A 19,233-nucleotide genomic window follows, 5' to 3' on the forward strand; every position below is an offset into this window, starting at 1 on the left:
CTAAATTACTTTCTGCTATAAGGCACTTTATTGTGATAAAAGTAAAAATAATCTGGCGAATACAAAAAAATGTATACTGAAACTTACAGTATACATTTTATAAATTATTTTACAATTTCCTGAAGGTGCGAATTTCTTAGCCTTCGCTGATAAATCGGGAGATATTTTTCAATCGGAATTTTTACCGCCTCAAAATTACCTGTCATAATATAAGGTTCAATATTTTCTGAAGTGTAAACAAACTGAAGGAAATTGTCAATAAGATTTTCAGGAATTTTAAACCGGGTAAAATAATCTTTTCCTAAATAATTCTTGATTTGTGTAACAGAATTGTTCATCCTTTCATATGCCATGTAGCGCTGCTTTTTCTTTCTTTCACCAGAAAGAATATCATAAATACTTTCCAGGCTAAAGGTTAAACCACCGTCCCGTAAGCCAGCAACAGGGAGCTGCGGCGGAGTGCCATCACCTTTAGGTTCGGGAAGTCCGATCACTTTTTTTATAGCAAGGGCTTTGTCTTCTTTCCTTAAAGCATTCACATCATACCTAAGATTTCCGGTAGGTTTGAATCTGTTGATCACCACTTCCTGAATATCGTGATAAGCGATTTTTAATTCAATCAAATTTCTTTGATCAATCATCTGTGGAGTTACTTTAATATCTTTCCTTTCCGTAACAATAGAAGTGAAGCGTATAACATCTCCTGTATTGGCAGAAATATTGAAATCACCATTGTAATCACTGAGAACGGTCTTCTGAGTAGTAAGATTGGTAACGTATACCTGGTTGAGATATAAAACAGAGTTGTCTCTTAAAAAAACTTCCCCGGAGTAAGACTGGGCGTTAATTTTTACCAGAAAAACCAACAGCGATAAGATAAATAGTTTCTTCATATAATAGGGCAAAATTACGCAGAATTGCATCAATTTATACCTATTTTAGTAGTGAAGGGTGGTTAAAATTATATTAAACTTTGAAATAAAATTGTTAACGAATGTTATAAATAATGTTTTTTTACTTAAAAACTAAGAAAAACATATGCGAATAATTTACAAATCAATAATTTTTTACCAGAAGCCAGCTTGTATATTTTACGGTAGTCGTTCCTTTAGATTCGGTCCAGCTTAAGAAATACCAGTAAGTTGCAGTATTTATCGGCCTTCCGCCTTGGATTTTTCCATCCCATATGAATTTGTTGGATTTTTCTCCCCTGAAAATTTCTGCGCCATACCGGTCGAAAATTCTGAAGACAATATTTTCTTTATTCATTAATGAAGAATAATCTATAGTGTCATTATAGCCATCAAAATTTGGTGTGATAGTGTTGATAAGATTAATGATGACAAAGGATTGTGTTACCTCATCACATCGGCTGGAATCCCGAACGTGAGCAATATAATTTCCGCGCGGTACATTGGTAAAAACGTTGGAATTTTGCCAGGTAACTCCGTCAATGGAATATTCATAAGGTGGTATACCGCCGGTTACGCCAATGGTTACTGTACTGCCATTTATTTCAATGGTGCTTATCACCGGAAGCACAGATTCCGTTACGGTTACATTCTGTCTGTAAGTACATCCGTCAAAGGTAAGATCCACCCAATAGTTACCCGGTCCAACATTGCTGATGGAAGGTGTCGTGGCGCCGGTGCTCCATAGATAGCCCGTAAAGCCTGGTCCTGCATCCAAAATCGTCTTTGTTTGCGGACAAATCACTTTGCTGACTAGTATATCAGAATGTTTAGGTGTTTTTACGTTGATGGTAATAGAAGCTATATTAGGACATATTCCGGGTTTTTCAAACCGTATATAAAGAGTTTGTACACCGGTAATATTGACAGGGTTTATAAGCGGAGAGGTATTATTCTGGGCGTCCAGCTGTGTAGCGAAGAAGGTAGGTGTTACCGCGGGATCTGCGGTAAACTGGCTGATATAAGGCAATAAATCAATTATTTTGGAACCGTCGAGATTATCATCACACATTGTTACAGAATGTGTAGCGTTATTCAGTGGAATTTTAGGTCCGATCGTAAAATTAATAGGCTTCACAACTGGTGCACATCCGTCCGGAGAATCCACTCTAATATAAATCGTTGTGGGAGCATTATAAGACCAGTTATTCGGAAGAGTATTGTTATTTCCGAGATTCGCATCCGCTATATTTGCATAGTATCTTACACCCGGAAAATAATTGGAATTTGATAAAACAATAGGGGTAATATTGGGTAAAATAACGTTAACAATGCCATCTAGATTATCATCACAGAAAGTTCCTGTATAATTATTGACAATTGTGGCAAAAGGATTAAGGTTAAGAGTAATCTGTGCAATACTTTTACATCCGATATTATTTTTTACCACTGCATAAACAATCGTTCCGTTTGCCGCAGTATAAGTGGCTGGCGTTGTTATCAGTGCTGCCGGAGTTTCATTCTGAGCATCTGATAGGGAGGGATAATAAGTAATCGTTACCGGAGAATTACCGGTGACATTGGCAGATGTTAAATTAAATACTCCCTGTCCGAAACCATTATTGCAAACGGTAAGGGTATCATTATTTACGGTCAGCGCCTGAATATTCACAGTTACGGTTACCGTTTCACAGTCGGTAAAGACAGGATCATTTCCACAGAATGTATAGCTGAATGTATCTGTTGCTGCTGCTCCCGGATTTGTAGCCGTATAGGTTATGGTTCCTGTTGCCGGGTTTACTGTTGCTGTTCCTAACGTTGGTGCCGTAACTATTGATACTGTTGAAGAAACAGGTGTCTGTGCTGAAGAGGTGAATAGAGGCGTAATTATTTTGGAGGTACAAATATCATAGGTTGCCGATGAAAGTTTCGTACAGTTCAGCACCTTAAATTGTTCTGTGATCAACGGAGCACAGCTTCCCATTGTAACCGAACATGTATAATATCCTGATTGAGTTGGAGATATTGAAGGTCCGGTAGCGCCTGGAATTAAAATTCCGTTGTTGTACCATTGGTAAGTGTCATAAATAACGGGATCAACCGTAAGAACAATACCGGGAGCACAGTCTCCACCTGTTTTAAGGATAACCGGTTGTGTCGGGAATCCTGCAAAAAATCCTCCGTAACCTACCGCATCACTTCCTGCTGTAATCCCAGCCGTAATGGCTTTTGAAGATACTACTGTTATGGTACCGGTTGTATTGGGAATACCATACGTCACCCAGTTTGTGGTACCGGTCATATTAAAAGGTCCGGTTGTAGCAGGCGGGGTCACCCCGTTTACAGTCACTACAGCGCCACGTTCCGTGATAAGGTTTAGTTTCGTGGGAATATTTAAAATTCCGGTTGGATTTCCATTTGAAAAAACAAAATTTTCATCAATGAGACCAAGTTCATTAATCTGCTTGGGAAGGTAACAGTTAAGAGAAGGAATAAAGTTGAATCCTCCGGTTGCAATTTCATTTCCTGCGTTGCTTGCTCCTGCAAGAACCTGGTAAACATAAGCATTTTTAGATGTTCTTATATACAGATTATAATGATCATTTCCCTGAAGCTGATATTTCGAACCTGGGATCATAAAATACTGACCTGTATTTAATGTTGCAATAGGCAATGTTTCATTGTTAACGCGGATTTCGGTGTTGTTTTCCGTAGCAATTACAAGAGCACCTTCCATATTTGAGGTGAGGCTTCCGTTACCTTTTACGAGGGCAAATTCGTTTCCGAGTCTTTCTACAGGAACAGCCTGATCCATAAGAATATCAGAACTGGTAGCAAAATTTCCTGCATACTGTCCGTTAAAGTTACCGTTTGTCACATTCACCGGCTTGTTGGATACAATTTTGGCACCAATAAAACCGTCAAAATTTCCGGGAATATTTCCTATCCCGTCAATAATGTATGATTGTCCTTTATTTAAGGTAAACGTCATGGTAGGATTTGTAATACCCGTTGTTCCGTTAGAAAACTGAACACCGGGCTTATATCCTGATACTGTTACGGTTGTATTGTCTTCTGTTGCCAGAACACTAGTCATGAAATTCAGGATGGTATTACTTACCGTAATTGGCGCATTTGCTGCGTAGAAAAGTTTTCCGGCAGAAGGGATTCCCTTTGAGGTTATGATTTCTGCATGATTAAAGACCGAAAATCTGAGGTTGGCATAAAATGGGAACTCTGCTTTCACATTCAGACCTTTAGTAGTGGTGGTAAAAAGATCGGCCTGTTGCGTAGTAATAATCATATCTCGAGGAATGTCTATTTTCTGAGGATTTCCTTTACTGATTGTTACGGTGGCGATTATAGTATTGTTGTTGTACACACTCACGGGAAACGGAGTAGTACGATTGGTAGAAAGATAGAGTTTTTGGTAAGGATTTGGGTTCGCGGTTCTATCTATCATGGGTGCAAACCAATGTTCTCTGTCAAGCTGGGAAAACACAGGGGTGAAGAAATAAAATATAAATAAAACAGATAGAAGTTTTTTCATTCAGTTATAGCCTTTATTACAAATTTAATAATAATATGTATTTGTTTTATTGAAAATACGCAAAAAAAGCAGCCTGTGATCATATTTTTTTAAGTTTTGGCTTGAATACAACAAAAAAAGACTGTCTGGCAAGACAGTCTTTTTAAACTTATAAAGTAATAGAGAGTTATTCCCTGTTTTTAACCATAATCCATCCGGAGTACTTAATCGGCGTATTTTTACTGTTAGGCTCATTCCAGCTGATGTCGAACCAGTAATTTCCTGTGGATACCTTTTTGCCTCCAATGGCTCCGTCCCATTTGTAGCTGTTGGCCTTATTTCCTTCATGGATTTTACTTCCGTACCGGTCATAAATATTAAAGGTAAAATTCTTTTTGTAGGCCAATGCCGAGTAATCAAGAATGTCATTTACTCCGTCTCCGTTAGGTGTGATGACATTAATTAAATTCGGAACGGTAACTTCTACGGTGATAGGATCGCATCCATAGTCATCTTTTACATAAAAAACCGTATTCCCTCTCGGTACGTTCGTGAATACATTTGAATCCTGCCAGTTAATATTATCTGTAGAGTATCTGTAAGGGGCAGTTCCTCCGATGGTATGTACGGTAACACTATTATTAGAAATTTCAATATTTGAAATAACCGGCTGTTCAGACGGATATACTTTTACGTTTTGTCTTGCTACACAGTCTCCTGTTTTAAGGTCTACCCAATAGGTTCCTACTGTTACATTGCTGATTGATTGAGTTGTTGCTCCGGTACTCCACTGATATCCGTCAAATCCTGTTCCGGCATCTAATGTTGTGGTGTCTTCCATACAGATGATTTTATCCTGAAGAACACTTGAGTACATCGGCGGCAATACGATTAAAGTAACTTTTGCTATTCTGAAACAGCCGTTAGTATTGCTGACTTTTATGAAAACAACACCGTTTGGCGCAATATACGTGTCAGGATTCTGGATTTCATTAGTGCCGTTCTGAGCATCGGTAGGAGATGGGTAATATTGTTTTACGACTCCGGTAGTCCCTGTTACAGGAGCGGTTGTAAGATTGAACAACGCGGTTGCGGGATTCGAAGCGATGAAACATGATCTTAAAGTAGCATCATTTACCGTAGGGCTTTCAGAAACAGTTAGCGTTAAAGTAACTTGTTCGCAGTCCGTAAATTCAGGATCGTTACCGCAGAATTTATAAACAATGGTATCAGTACCTGAGAATCCGAAATTAGGAGTATAAATAATTACCCCATTCGGGTCAATCACAGCTGTTCCGTTAGTTGGAGGGGTTACAATCGTTACCGTACTAGGAACATATGTCTGTGTTGAGCTGGTAAAATCCGGAATAATTGCCTTGAATCCTTCACAAACTGTCATATTGTTTGTTGTTTGCTGAAGGCATGTAAATACTTTGTATATGGGTGTTGTTGCCGGAGCACACGAACCGACCGTAATTCTTACGGTGTAGTTACCCGCCACCGTCGGTGTGTAACTATTGGAGTTAGCTCCTGCAATAGGATTTCCATTGAGGAACCATTGATAGGTCTCGTAGCTGTCATCCACTTCAAGTACAAGCCCTGGAATACAGTCCCCGGTTTGTTTTGCAATCAAGGGAATTGAAGAAAATCCAGCAAAGTATCCTCCGTATCCTGCCGTACTATACCCTCCGTTTACTCCTGCAGTTACCGCTTTGGTTGAAGTAACGGTTACATTTCCGGTAATTCCGGTAATAGCATAGGTTACCCATTGCGAATTTCCGGTAAGCGGATAAGGACCTTGTGCAGCAGTAGGAGTAACGCCGTTCACGGTAACAGCAGCTCCGGCTTCCGTTAAAATATTAAGCTTTAAATTGATAGCAGAAGTGATAGTAGGCATCAGGTGGATATTACCAATTTCATCAATTTTTCTGGGCAGGAAACAGTTTAACGGAGGTATATAATTGTATCCTCCGGTATTATTTGCAGAACCTGCACCCACCAGCTGGTATACATAAACATTTTTAGTAGTTTTTATATATAGGTTGGAATGGCCTCCGCCCTGATTTTTGTATTGATTGGCAAGAATTCTGTAATATTCTCCCTCATCAATTGTCGCAACAGGAGTTGTTGCATCATTCAGATAAATATCAGTTCCGTTTTCCGTACCGATTATAATTCCGCCTTCCATATTGTCGGGACTGGTGGAGATGCTTTTTACCATGGCGAATTCGTTTCCGAGACGGTCTGTAGGAACAGACTGGTCCATAATAAGATCGGAACCATCGTTGCTTCCGGTAGCATAGAAGCCGTTTGAATTTCCATTCGTTACAGAAATAGGTTTTGTGGCTTCTATTTTTGCACCGATAAAACCTTCTCTGTTAGCTACTGCATCGGCGTTTCCGGTAAGAATGTATGACTGGCCTTTATTTAAAGTAACAGTAAGTGTAAGCGGAGTTGGGGTAGGAATGTTGGTAAACACTATATTAGGATCATATCCGGATACGGTAACACTCGTGTTGTCTTCCGTTGCCATGATTCCTGTGGTAAAATTATACAGCGAACCGGTAGTGGTAATAGGTGTCGCTGCCGCATAGAATTTCGTGCCGATACCCGCCTTACCTTTAGAAGTGATAATCTCACCGTGTGAAGATATGGCAGCCCTCAGGGAAACAAAATAGGGTTTATCACCTTTGGTGTATACTCCCATATTGGTAGGGACACCTGCGCCTGAAGCATTTACAGTTCTTATTGCATTGGCATTAAGGGTAAAAACCTGCGGCGTCCCTTTGCTGATGGTCACGGTACCGATAACCGCGTTATTATTATATATCTTTACTTCAAATGGTGTTACAGAGTCTGTTGAGAAATATAAAGCATGGTTGTAATTTGAACTTGATATGTCAAAATAAGGAGCAAACCAGTGGTCTGTATCTCTTTGCGCAAAGATGGTATTAATGCTCAAAAACATTAATACGAAAGATAATAAAAATCTTTTCATAAATAGGAATTAGGATTGCTGCAAAAATAACAGAATATTTTAAAAGTTAATTATATTATTGTTAGAAAAAGATTATATAATAAACATATTGTTTAAAAAGCGGTCAATTACTTTTATAAAAGAATTAATTATTGCTGTCTTTTGGGCATATTCATAAAAAAAGTACTGTCTTTTGAGACAGCACTTTCGTTATTTTTTTCATTTCTATTAATCTATATTTTTAACTAATATCCAGCCGGTGTATCTGACCGGGGTATTCCTGTGGTTGGGTTCATTCCAGCTGATGTCGAACCAGTAGCTTCCTGTAGGAACTTTTCTGCCCACCATTGTTCCGTCCCATTTGTAGCTGTTGTCCTTATTTCCTTCATGAATTTTGCTTCCGTAGCGGTCAAAAATGTTAAATTTAAAATTCGGTTTGTAAGCTAACGCCGAATAATCAAGAACATCGTTTATTCCGTCTCCATTAGGCGTAATGACATTAATTAAATTAGGAACTGTAATTTCGACAGCAATGGGATTGCACCCATAATCGTCTTTTACATATACAATCATGCCTCCTCTGGGAACATTAGTAAATACATTAGAATCCTGCCAGGTGATATTATCTCTTGAATATTTGTAAGGAGCTGTTCCTCCGATCGTATAAACAGTAACGGTATTATTGGAAATTTCGATATTTGAAATAACCGGCTGTTCGGAGGGGTGTACTGTTACGTTTTGCCTTGTTACACATTCTCCTGTTTTAAGGTCTACCCAGTAAGTGCCTACTGTCACGTTGTTAATCGACTGCGTGGTTGCTCCGGTGCTCCATTGATATCCGTCAAATCCTGGTCCTGCATCTAATGTTGTTGTATTTTCCATACAGATAAATTTATCCTTTAGAATATCGGACTGAACCGGCGGCAGTACAACAAGTGTTATTTTCGCTATTTTGTAGCATAAGCTGGTTTTACTAACCCTCACAAAAACAACACCGTTTGGAGCAATATATGTTGCGGGATTTAAAATTTCATTAGTTCCGTTTTGTGCATCGGTAATAGATGGATAGTATTTTTTTATGACTCCTGTGCTCGTTGTTATAGGAGCAGTCGTCAGATTGAACGATGCAGTTGCAGGATTCGAGGCTATTGAGCATGATCTAAACATAACGTCAGTGACTGTAGGACTTTCAGAAACGTTTAGTGTTAGTGTAACTTCTTCACAGTCAGGGAATTCGGGGTCATTACCGCAGAACTTATATACAATAGTATCATTTCCTAAAAAGCCAGGATTGGGCGTATAGATAATAATTCCGTTCTGATTAATCGCTGTCGTTCCGTTAGCGGGAGGTGTTACAATCGTTAGTGTATTGGCCACATATGCCTGAGTAGAATTGGTAAATTCGGGAATAACGGGGTAGGAGGCTTCACACATAATTGCATTCTTTGTCGTTTTCTGAAGACATTTGTATACCTTGTATACTGGTGTTGTAGCAGGGATACATGTGCCCACCGAGACTCTGACGGTGTAATTTCCTGCAACAATGGGAGTATAGTTGTTAGAGTTAGCTCCTGCAATAGGATTTCCATTCAGAAACCATTGGTATGTCTCATAGCTGTCGGCAACTTCAAGTGAAAGACCGGGAATACATTCTCCTGACTTCTTTGTGATTACTGGTATTGAAGAAAAACCGGCAAAGTATCCTCCGTATCCTGCTGTGCCGTATCCTCCGTTTATTCCGGCAGTAACTGCTTTATTTGACGTTATAGTCACATTTCCGGTAATTCCGGTAATAGCATATGTTACCCATTGGGAATTACCGGTAAGAGGATAAGGGCCTTGTGCAACAGTCGGTGTAACGCCGTTTACGGTAACAGTGGCTCCAGTCTCAGTTAAAATATTAAGCTTCAATAATATGGGTGATGTGATATTGGGCATAAGGTTAATGTTGCCAATCTCATCAATTTTTCTTGGAAGAAAACAGTTTAAAGGTGGGATATAATTATATCCTCCGGTATAGTTTCCAGAGCCTGATCCAATAAGCTGATATAAGTAAACATTTTTGGAGGTTTTTACATAAATGTTAAAATGTCCTCCTCCCTGATTTTTATATTGATTGGCCAAAATTCTGTAATATTCTCCTTCATTAATGGTAGCAACTGGAGTTGTAGAATCATTCAAATAAATATCGGTACCATTTTCTGTCCCAATGATAATACCGCCTTCCATGTTATGAGGGCTTGTGGAGATACTTTTTACCATAGCAAATTCATTTCCAAGGCGTTCTGTGGGCACAGATTGGTCCATGATAAGATCCGAACCATCTACTGGTCCTGTGGCATAAAAGCCGTTAGAATTTCCATTAGTTACGGAAATGGGTTTTGTAGCTTCTATTTTTGCTCCTATAAAGCCTTCTTTATTTGCTGCAGTGCTGGCGTTTCCAGTAAGAATATATGACTGTCCTTTGTTTAGTGTCACATTAAGAACAAGAGGGGTAGGAGTGGGAATATTTTTAAACTTTACACCAGGATTATATCCGGATATAGTTACAGTTGTATTGTCTTCGGTTGCCATAATACCTGTAGTAAAATTATATATGGAACCCGAAGCCTTAATAGGTGCTGCGGCTGAAAAAAAATGAGTTCCAATCCCTGCTTTGCCTTTGGATGTTATTATTTCGCCATGGGCAATCAATGCTATTCTTAAAGATACAAAATAAGGACGTTCACCTTTTGTATATATTCCCATATTGTTAGGAACTCCGGCAGTGGCAGGGTTAGCTGTTCTTATAAAATTAGTACTCAGATTGAATATCTGTGGTGCGCCTTTACTGATTGTCACGGTACCAATAACCACATTGTTATTATAAATCTTTACTTCAAATGGATTGACAGAGTCTGTTGAGAAATATAATGCATGATTATAGTTAGAATTGGACGTGTCGAAATACGGGGCAAACCAATGCTCAGTATCTTTTTGAGCGAAGGTAATAGTAATGCCAAAAAGCAATACTAAAAAAGCAAATAATTTTTTTTTCATAACTCATGAATTAGTATTAATGCAAAAATAAATGATTATTTTGATATATTCCGCATAAAAAATAGAAAAAAACTATACAATAGATACCACATTCTCAATATGAATGTTAAATTAATTATTTGTAATAGATTGAACTAAATAATACTACATAAAAGTTAAATTCATTTTTGTATATTGCACGATTTTATAAAAAATTGCTGAGCGTATTTTCTTTTAAAAGTGTATAATATAAAAGGCTGCCCATTATAGGCAGCCTTTTATATTATACAGAACTTTGTATCAATTTATATTTTTCACTAATATCCAACCTGTATATTTGATCGGGGTTTTTTCTTTATTAGGCTCATTCCAATTGATATGATACCAGTAGGTTCCGGTTATCAGTTTTTTATCATAATGTTTCCCGTCCCATTTGTAGTTATTAAATTTATCACCTGTAAATATCTTATTTCCGTATCGATCGTAGACAACAAATGAAAGATTTTCTTTGTAAGCAAGCTCACTATAATCAATAAAGTCATTCTTATTATCACCATTAGGCGTAATTGCGTTAATAAGATTTGGTACAGTTACCTCAACAGAAACCGGGGTACAGTTGTAGGCATCTTTCACATAGAATACATGCTGTCCTCTGCTAAGTCCTGTAAATACATTAGAATCCTGCCAGTTATTAGGTGAATCTACGGCATATTGGTAAGGACCCTTGCCTCCTGTTACATGAACGGTTACGGTATTATTTGATATTTCAATCTCTTTAATGACCGGGGTGTCAGCTTTTTTCACCTTTACGGGCTGTTTTACAAAACATCCGTTATCTTCCAGAATTACCCAGTACTCTCCTACAGAAGCTCCTTCCAATACCTGTGTTGTGGCTCCCGTATTCCATTGATAAGAAGCATATCCCGGTCCGGCATCCAGATTGGTTCTTCCGTCAATACAAATAATCTTGTCGGTAAGTACCGCAGATCTTTTCGGAGGAATTACTTTTAGATTAACCTTAGCGATACTATAACACTGGTTGCTGTTGTATACTCTTATATAAGCAGTTCCGTCTCCGGATATATAGGAATCTGCATTTAAAATCTCATTGGTTCCGTTGCTGGCATCCACGAATGTCGGATAATACTTTTTCGTAACGGGATTTAATGTCGTTACATTTGCAATAGTAAGATTAAATTTTGCTTTGGTTTCATTATTTTCCAGGAAACATTCACTTAAAGTAGCTTCTGTTACAACCGGTGAAGGGTAGAATGATAATGTTATTTTTGCATTTCCTACGCATCCTTCATTAGTCGTTACTTTTACATAAACAAAGCCTTCTGCCGAAAAATAATTGGTAGGGTTATTTATTTGGTTTGTTCCTGCATTAAGGTCTGCTAAAGTAGGATAGAATTTCTTGATAACAGGGTCGTATAGTGTTACATTGGCTGTTGTAAGATCAAAAAATCCTTTTCCGTTATATTGGCATGTTTTAATAGTAGTATCTGTTAAAATGAAAGGAACGACATTTAAATTTAATGTTACATGCTCACAATCAACAAATTCCGGAGCATTGCCGCAGAACTGATAAACAATAGTATCAGGACCGATATATCCTGTATTCGGAATGTAAGTGATTTGCCCATTTGATGGGTTTAGTGTTGCTGTTCCGTGAGTAGGATATGTAAGAATAGTTACCGTGCTTGCTACAGGCGTTTGTGTAGTAGTGAATGAAAACGCTGGTGTGATAACCTTAGTAGCACATGCGCTAAGATTGGCTGTAGTATTCGTTATGCATGAAAATACTTTGTATATAGGAGTTGTTACCGGAGGGCACGTTCCCATTGTCACTTTTACGGTGTAATCTCCTGCCTGAGTAGGAGTGTATACGTTCTGTGTAGCGCCAGCGATGGCAACGCCATTTAAAAACCATTGATAGGTTTCAAAACTATCGTCCAATTCAAGAATAATTCCCGGAACACAGTCTCCTGTTTGCTTAGCAATTACCGGGACGGATGAGAAGCCTGCAAAATATCCCCCATAGCCTACAACTCCGCTTCCTCCCGCAATACCCGCGGTTACAGCTTTGGTAGAATTTACCGTAATATTACCCGATAACCCCGGAATAGAATATGATACCCAGTCGGTAGTTCCCTGAACCGGATATGGTCCTTGTGCTGCGGTTGGGGTAAAAGGTGCACCGCCGGTGTTGTAAGTAACAGTTGCTCCCGCTTCTGTCAGAATATTTAATTTAATATCATTTGTAACGCCATTCAGATCGTTGATTAAAGCAATCTCATCAATTTTTCTTGGTAAGAAACAGTTTAAAGGTGGGATGTAATTGTATCCTATGGTCGCAATACTTGTTGCAAGGCCCGCAAGAAGCTGATAGACATATACATTTTTAGACGTTTTAATATGCATATTATAATGTCCGTTACCCTGATCGATGTAATTGACATTATTGGCCGGGGCATTTACATTCGGCCCATTCACTCTGTAGAATTGTCCTTCGTTAAGGGTTGCTACAACGGGCCCTCCATTGATGCGTACTTCCGTATTATTTTCAGTGGCAATGATCAGGGCATCTTCCATCTTGGCATCTACATTACCATTTCCTTTTACCAAAACAAATTCATTTCCTAATCGCTCTACCGGTACAGACTGGTCCATAATGATGTCTGAGCTGCCTCCTACAGCTCCCCATGAAAACTGACCATTAAAATTACCGTTAGTAACCGATATAGGTTTGTCCGCTTCAATTTTAGCACCTATAAAACCTGTCGCATTTCCGGATTGGTTTCCTGCTCCTTCAATAATATAAGATTGGCCTTTGTTGAGTGTAAAAGACATAGATGGCGTAGACGCTCCGGTAACACCGTTTGAAAATATAACGCTGGGAGAATATCCTGAAACTGTAACAACGGTATTATTCTCCGTTGCAAGAATTCCTGTCGTAAAATTGTAAATGCCTCCTCCGCTGATATCTGTAATCGGTGCGGCAGCTGCATAAAACTTCTTACCGATTCCGGCTTTTCCTTTGGAGGTTATAACTTCACCGTGACTGGGAACCGAAATTCTGAAATTGGCATAATAAGGCTTGGAGCCTTTTGTATAAATTCCCTTTGTAATAGTTGTGAAGACATCAGTTTGTAATGATGTAACAAGGCTTGAGTTTCCAGTGTTTATAGGAAGATTGTATATTACCGGGCTTCCTTTAACAATATTCACGGTTTCAATTAAGGTGTTGTTATTATAAATCTCCACATCAAAAGGAACCGTGGAATCGGTAGAGAAATAAATAGACTGGCTGTTTGTACCACCGGTTAAACCTGTTTTGTTCTTCATCGGTGCGAACCAGTGTTCCGTATCTCTCTGTGCAAAAAGGGTATTAACAGCAAAAAGCATTAATACGAAAGATAATAGAAATCTTTTCATATGGTATGGATTATGATTTCTACAAAAATAAACTATTATTCAATATATTGTTAATAAAACATTAAAAAGTTGTTTTTATTCACGATTTTTAATTAAAAGCCATCCTGAATATGAAACCGGTAATTTGGTGTCAGGCTCAGTCCATTTTAATATATACCAGTATGTTCCCGTAGATAAGGGCCTTCCATCTATTTTCCCGTCCCAGATGTAGTTCTTATCTGTGGATTTGTAAACTGGAGCGCCATACCGGTCTACAACTTCTATAGAGACATTTTGTTTAATTTTTAGATCAGAATAATTCAGTACATCATTAATGCCGTCTCCGTTAGGCGTGATCGCATTAATTAAATTTAAAATTAAAAACTCTTTAATAACCGGAAAGCATCCGTCAGCACTTAAAACATAAACGCTGTGAAGTCCTCTGGATAAACCGGTAAAAACATTAGAGGTCTGATAATCAATTCCGTTTAATGAATATTTGTAAGGAGGCGTTCCGCCGGAAACAGAAACCGTGGCATTGTAGCCTGATACTTCAATTTTATTAATAACAGGAGATGTTGAAGTAGTAACATTTACAGACTGGCGGTAGATACATCCGTTGAACTCAAGATCGACATAATAACTTCCTGCTCCCACAGTGATAGTTTGAGTGGTTGCTCCCGTATTCCATTTATACGAGGTAAAGCCGGGGCCGGCATCCAGAATTGCTTTTTCGTTAGGACATACCGTCTGGTCTCTCAGAATATTAGATTTTTTCGGAGCTTTTAAATTAATCATTAAAACACCCGTGCTCGGACATTCCGATGCGCTTGTAAATCTTATATAAAAAGTAGTTAAAGGCGATGTAATAATCTGTGCAGGAGATATAGCATTGGTTCCTGCCTGTGCATTCGCCAGAGTATTATGAAAGATGAGCGTTACTCCCGCATTTGTGGTAAACTGATTTTTATAATCATTTAAGTTTATGCTTTCGGAGCCGTTGATATCATTATCACAGACATCAGCATTTACCGTTGAGGTTAGCAATGCAGTTCTGTTACCTATTTTAAAATTAATTTGTCCAAAAGCCGGGGGGCAGCTTCCTGTAAGTGCATCAACACGAACATAAACCGTTGTATTGGCAGTATAACTCCAGTTGGCTGGTAAGTTATTGGTATTTCCGGCATTGGCATCTGTCTGCAGAAGATAGTACCTTACATTAACGATAGCCGGATTAGGTACAATGGATGAAGTGACATTTTGAAAATTAACATTTACAATTCCGTCGAAATTATCATCGCAAAGAGTAGCATTGAAGTTGCCTGTATTTACAGACGGTGAGGGAGTTGTTGTTAATGTGATCTGTGCAGTTTTTGTACATCCATATTGAGAAGTAACATTAGCATAAACTGTTCCTGCAGGACCGTTATAAGCCGCAGTATTGGCAATAGGAGTACCGCTTAATGCAGCATTGGTGAAATACTGAACCGTAGTTCCGGAGTCGGGGGTAACATTTACTGAATTGAGATTGAATGTCCCGTTTCCGTTTTGATCCGTACATGATGTTAATGATCCGTTTACTGTTTGTAAAACATCTATATTGATAATGATTTTAAAGTATTCAAAATCAGCAGGGTTGCCGTTTCCTTCAGTGTAATAAATAAAAGTATCTGTAGCATCTGCCGTAAGACCGGGATTCGGAGTATAGGTGATTTGTCCTGTCGCAGGATTTACAGTTGCTGTTCCTGAGGTCGGCGCCAGAATAATGCTTGTATTGGCCGGCACAATGGATTGAGCGGATGTTGTAAAAGCTGGAGAAATAACTTTTGTATTACACGAGCCGATAGTATAAGTTGTAGTGGTAATGGGTGGACAAAGTGTGTAATTGTACCCGGTTGTCAGTTTCGATTCGCAGTTGTTTTTTGTAACAAGACAGGTATAAGTTCCGGCTCCGTACAATTCTGGATTAATTGAATATGAGGTTGCCCCCGGAATCGGGTTGCCGTTGAGGTACCACTGATAGGCGTCATAAGTATTGTCTACCTGCAGTAAAATTCCCAGATAACAGTCTCCGGTTTTTGAAATGACAGGGACTGATGAAAATCCTGCAAAATATCCGCCATATCCTACAGCGCCGCTTCCGGCTGCAATGCCGGCAGTAACAGGCTTGGTTGAATTTACCGTGATTGTCCCTGAAACGCTTGGGATAGAATATGTTACCCAGTTTGGGTTGCCGGTTACAGGAACCGGACCATTATTGGCAGCAATAGGATTTCCGTTTAAAGTAACTGTTGCGCCGGTTTGGGTGATGATATTAAGCCTGGTGCTGAACGTCTGGTTTCCAATTTTATTAATAAAGCCGATCTCGTCAATTTTATTCGGAAGAAAACAGCTGAGTGGCGGGATAAAATTCATTCCTCCCGTAGGATATTCGTTACCCCCTGAAACTCCTGCCAGAAACTGATATACGTATGCATTCTTATTGGTGGAAATCCCCATATTGTAGATCCCGTTTCCCTGGTTGATGTAATTGATGCTCGGAATCATATAATATTGCCCTTCATTCAGGGTAATTCCTGAATTGACCCCGTTGATTGTAATCTGGGTATTGTTTTCCGTAGCGATCACTAATGCAGATTCCATTTGTGAGGATACAGATCCATTACCTTTCACCAAAACAAAATCTTTCCCAAGCCTGTCTACAGGGACAGCCTGATCCATAAGAATATCGTTGTTGGTGAGGCCGTTTGCGGGATAATGCATCCCGTTAAAATTTCCATTGGTCACGGATATGGGTTTTGTTGCTACAATTTTAGCACCGATCAATCCATCCAGGTTGAAAGGGCTGTCTGCAGCGCGCATATCCATAATGTATGACTGTCCTTTATTTAACGTGAAATTTTTTGTAAGAGTTGAAGAACCGTCGGAAAAAATGACATTCGGATTATATCCTGAAACAATAACTGCTGTATTATCTTCAGTAGCCGTTACTCCAATTGTTGAATTGATAATCGGCGAACTTATATTCGGAGAATTGGCATTATTAGGAGCCATTGCCGCATAAAAAGTAGTGCCTAACCCTGCAAGACCTTTTGAAGTAATGATTTCTGCATGATTCTGCAGCGAGAATCGGTAGTTGGCAAAAAACTTTTTTGATCCTTTTACGTACATTCCCATAGAATTGGGGGTAAAAAGATCCTGCTGATCGGTACTGATCAGAAAAGAATTTGGGATGGCCACTTCTACGGGATTACCCTTACTTACCTGTACTGTTGTATATAATGTATTGTCATTAAAAATCTGAACACTGAATGGAGCTGTCTCATTCGTAGAAAGATATAGATATCCCTGCAATGCACTGTTTCCTACTCTTGATGACATGGGAGCAAACCAATGATCCGTATCCAGCTGGGCATTGAATAATAAACAAAAAAAAGTACAAATGGTTAGTAGAAGTTTTTTCATGTTTTTAGATAAGGGATGCAAATGTAAGTATTAAAAATCAATTATTTATATAAATTTAACAGATAAATTGTATAACCTTAACAATTATTGAATATTTAATATATTTTTAATGTGTCATAAGATCTCATAATTGTGAAATACAAAAAATCCCGGTGAAAGTCACCGGGATCTGTATTTTAAATTAAAAAAAAGATTATAAGCTTACTCTTACAAATCCGGTTACTTTAAGATCTGAATTTACAGATTTTACATAGTCAGCAACAGTCATGTTGGGGTCTTTAATGAAAGACTGGTGTACAAGAGTGTTGTCTTTGTAGAATCTCTGCATTTTACCTTTAAGGATGTTCTCAATAATATTTTCAGGTTTTCCTTCTTTAATAAGAAGTTCTCTTTCAATTTCCAATTCCTTATCAATTGTTGCCTGAGAAACAGAAGTTTCATCAAGAGCGATTGGGTTCATAGCAGCTACCTGCATAGAAACAGCCTTAGCAGCTTCAGAAGCTCCTTCTACATTAGCAGAAAGTGAAGTGATCGCAGCGATTTTGTTTCCAGCGTGGATATAAGCTCCTAAGAAAGGCCCTTCAATTCTTTCGAATGCACCGATCTCAATTTTTTCACCGATTACACCTGTCTGCTCAACTAATTTTTCAGCAACAGTAATTCCGTGGAAATCTGTAGCCAAAAGTTCTTCTTTTGTAGCAGCAAAGATCGCCATTTCAGCAAGTTCGTAAGCCAGTTCAATGAAAGCTTCGTTTTTACCAACAAAGTCAGTTTCGCAGTTTAATGAAATAACAGCACCTAAAGTGTTGTCTTCATTTACTCTTGCGATCACTGCTCCTTCAGTAGATTCTCTGTCTGCTCTGTTTGCAGCCACTTTCTGTCCTTTTTTTCTAAGGATATCTACCGCTTTTTCGAAATCTCCTTCAGCTTCTACTAAAGCTTTTTTGCAGTCCATCATACCTGCACCTGTTTGGTTTCTCAATTTTGCTACGTCTGCAGCAGCTGGTGTATAAGACATAATATCTATTATTTTTTTTATTTAGGATTCGTATTAATTTTTAGCTTACTTTTAAAGCTGTGCAAAGATAATGATTTTAATGATAAACTAAAAAATGACTTTTTGCGTTATTTATATATTTAATAAAATTTTAAATGTCTCTTTAATGAAAAAGATACTTCTCATTATATTTTTATGCGTATTCACCCTTGGTTTTTCACAGAAAAAGAAAAAAACAAAATCGAAAGCTATTGTAGAAAAGGAAACGGTAATTATTTACACCGAAAGTGATGCGGAAGCTACAGCTGAAGCCAGAGTTGTTGCAGGGTTTCTGAAACAGAACCCGGGGCATGCGAAGACCGATTATTTCAAAAGAAAACTCATGCAGATCGTTATGGCCAACAATTCTCCCGAAGCCAAGCCTACGATAAAAACGCTGAGTGAAGACAAGATCAAACAAATGGTTATTGATAACAATAATCTTAACAAAGGTAAAGCTATCGCTGCTAATGCAGGTAGTGCAACACCTGAAAGAACGGTAAACTACGCCAGTGTTGGCGGGGCAACAAGTAAAAAATCCGGAGCGAGCGAGCAGAATAAAAAAACTGCCGCAATGCTTACGCACTTGTTTAATAATGATCCGATGGATAAGGAAGCATACATTAATATCAAGAACAGATCAAAATGTAACCTGATTGTAAAGATCAACGGTAAAAAATATTATAATCTTGATGTTCCTGCCAACGGTCAGAATTTCCTGTTGGTAGAAAAGGGAGAATATATTCTTACAACAATGGTTTGTGATGCGAAATATTCATCTTTAAAGAAAATCAATAAAGATATTGAGATCGAGCTGAATTTAAGGGAAGATTAATAAGTTTTAGAATATATATAAAATAAAATCGGATGAGAAATTCTC

General features: G+C 38.4%; 8 protein-coding genes. 1 reads left to right on the forward strand and 7 read right to left on the reverse strand.

All coding sequences use genetic code 11. From position 1 onward, the window contains the following. Positions 1-104: 104 nt before the first annotated feature. The 7 genes from ACYT6F_RS07485 to tsf form a co-directional block, all read right to left on the reverse strand. A complete protein-coding gene (locus ACYT6F_RS07485) occupies positions 105-893 on the reverse strand; it encodes a hypothetical protein (RefSeq protein WP_472600596.1) in 789 nt (262 codons plus the stop codon). 163 nt (positions 894-1,056) lie between these two features. Continuing rightward, positions 1,057-4,461 carry a T9SS type B sorting domain-containing protein gene (locus ACYT6F_RS07490; RefSeq protein WP_472600597.1) on the reverse strand — a complete coding sequence of 1,135 codons (3,405 nt, stop codon included), beginning with the start codon at positions 4,459-4,461 and terminating at the stop codon, positions 1,057-1,059. A gap of 166 nt (positions 4,462-4,627) precedes the next feature. After that, positions 4,628-7,438, reverse strand: coding sequence for a T9SS type B sorting domain-containing protein (locus tag ACYT6F_RS07495; protein WP_472600598.1), 2,811 nt, complete (start codon positions 7,436-7,438; stop codon positions 4,628-4,630). Between the two features lie 207 nt (positions 7,439-7,645). Beyond that, the gene (locus tag ACYT6F_RS07500) at positions 7,646-10,456 is read right to left on the reverse strand and encodes a T9SS type B sorting domain-containing protein (RefSeq protein ID WP_472600599.1); all 2,811 of its coding nucleotides are present in this window, start codon (positions 10,454-10,456) and stop codon (positions 7,646-7,648) included. A gap of 279 nt (positions 10,457-10,735) precedes the next feature. Then, positions 10,736-13,873 carry a T9SS type B sorting domain-containing protein gene (locus ACYT6F_RS07505; protein WP_472600600.1) on the reverse strand — a complete coding sequence of 1,046 codons (3,138 nt, stop codon included), beginning with the start codon at positions 13,871-13,873 and terminating at the stop codon, positions 10,736-10,738. 75 nt (positions 13,874-13,948) lie between these two features. Next, a complete protein-coding gene (locus ACYT6F_RS07510; RefSeq protein WP_472600601.1) occupies positions 13,949-17,317 on the reverse strand; it encodes a T9SS type B sorting domain-containing protein in 3,369 nt (1,122 codons plus the stop codon). A 193-nt stretch (positions 17,318-17,510) separates the two neighbouring features. Continuing rightward, positions 17,511-18,335 (reverse strand): translation elongation factor Ts, encoded by an 825-nt coding sequence (tsf, locus tag ACYT6F_RS07515; RefSeq protein ID WP_472600602.1) that lies wholly within the window; start codon positions 18,333-18,335, stop codon positions 17,511-17,513. 145 nt (positions 18,336-18,480) lie between these two features. Between tsf and ACYT6F_RS07520 the strand changes: the two genes are divergently transcribed. Beyond that, positions 18,481-19,188, forward strand: a complete 708-nt coding sequence (locus ACYT6F_RS07520) for a DUF6759 domain-containing protein (protein ID WP_472600603.1) — start codon at positions 18,481-18,483, stop codon at positions 19,186-19,188. Positions 19,189-19,233 lie beyond the last annotated feature (45 nt).

The sequence above is a fragment of the Chryseobacterium sp. NG-CE01 genome, assembly GCF_055695505.1.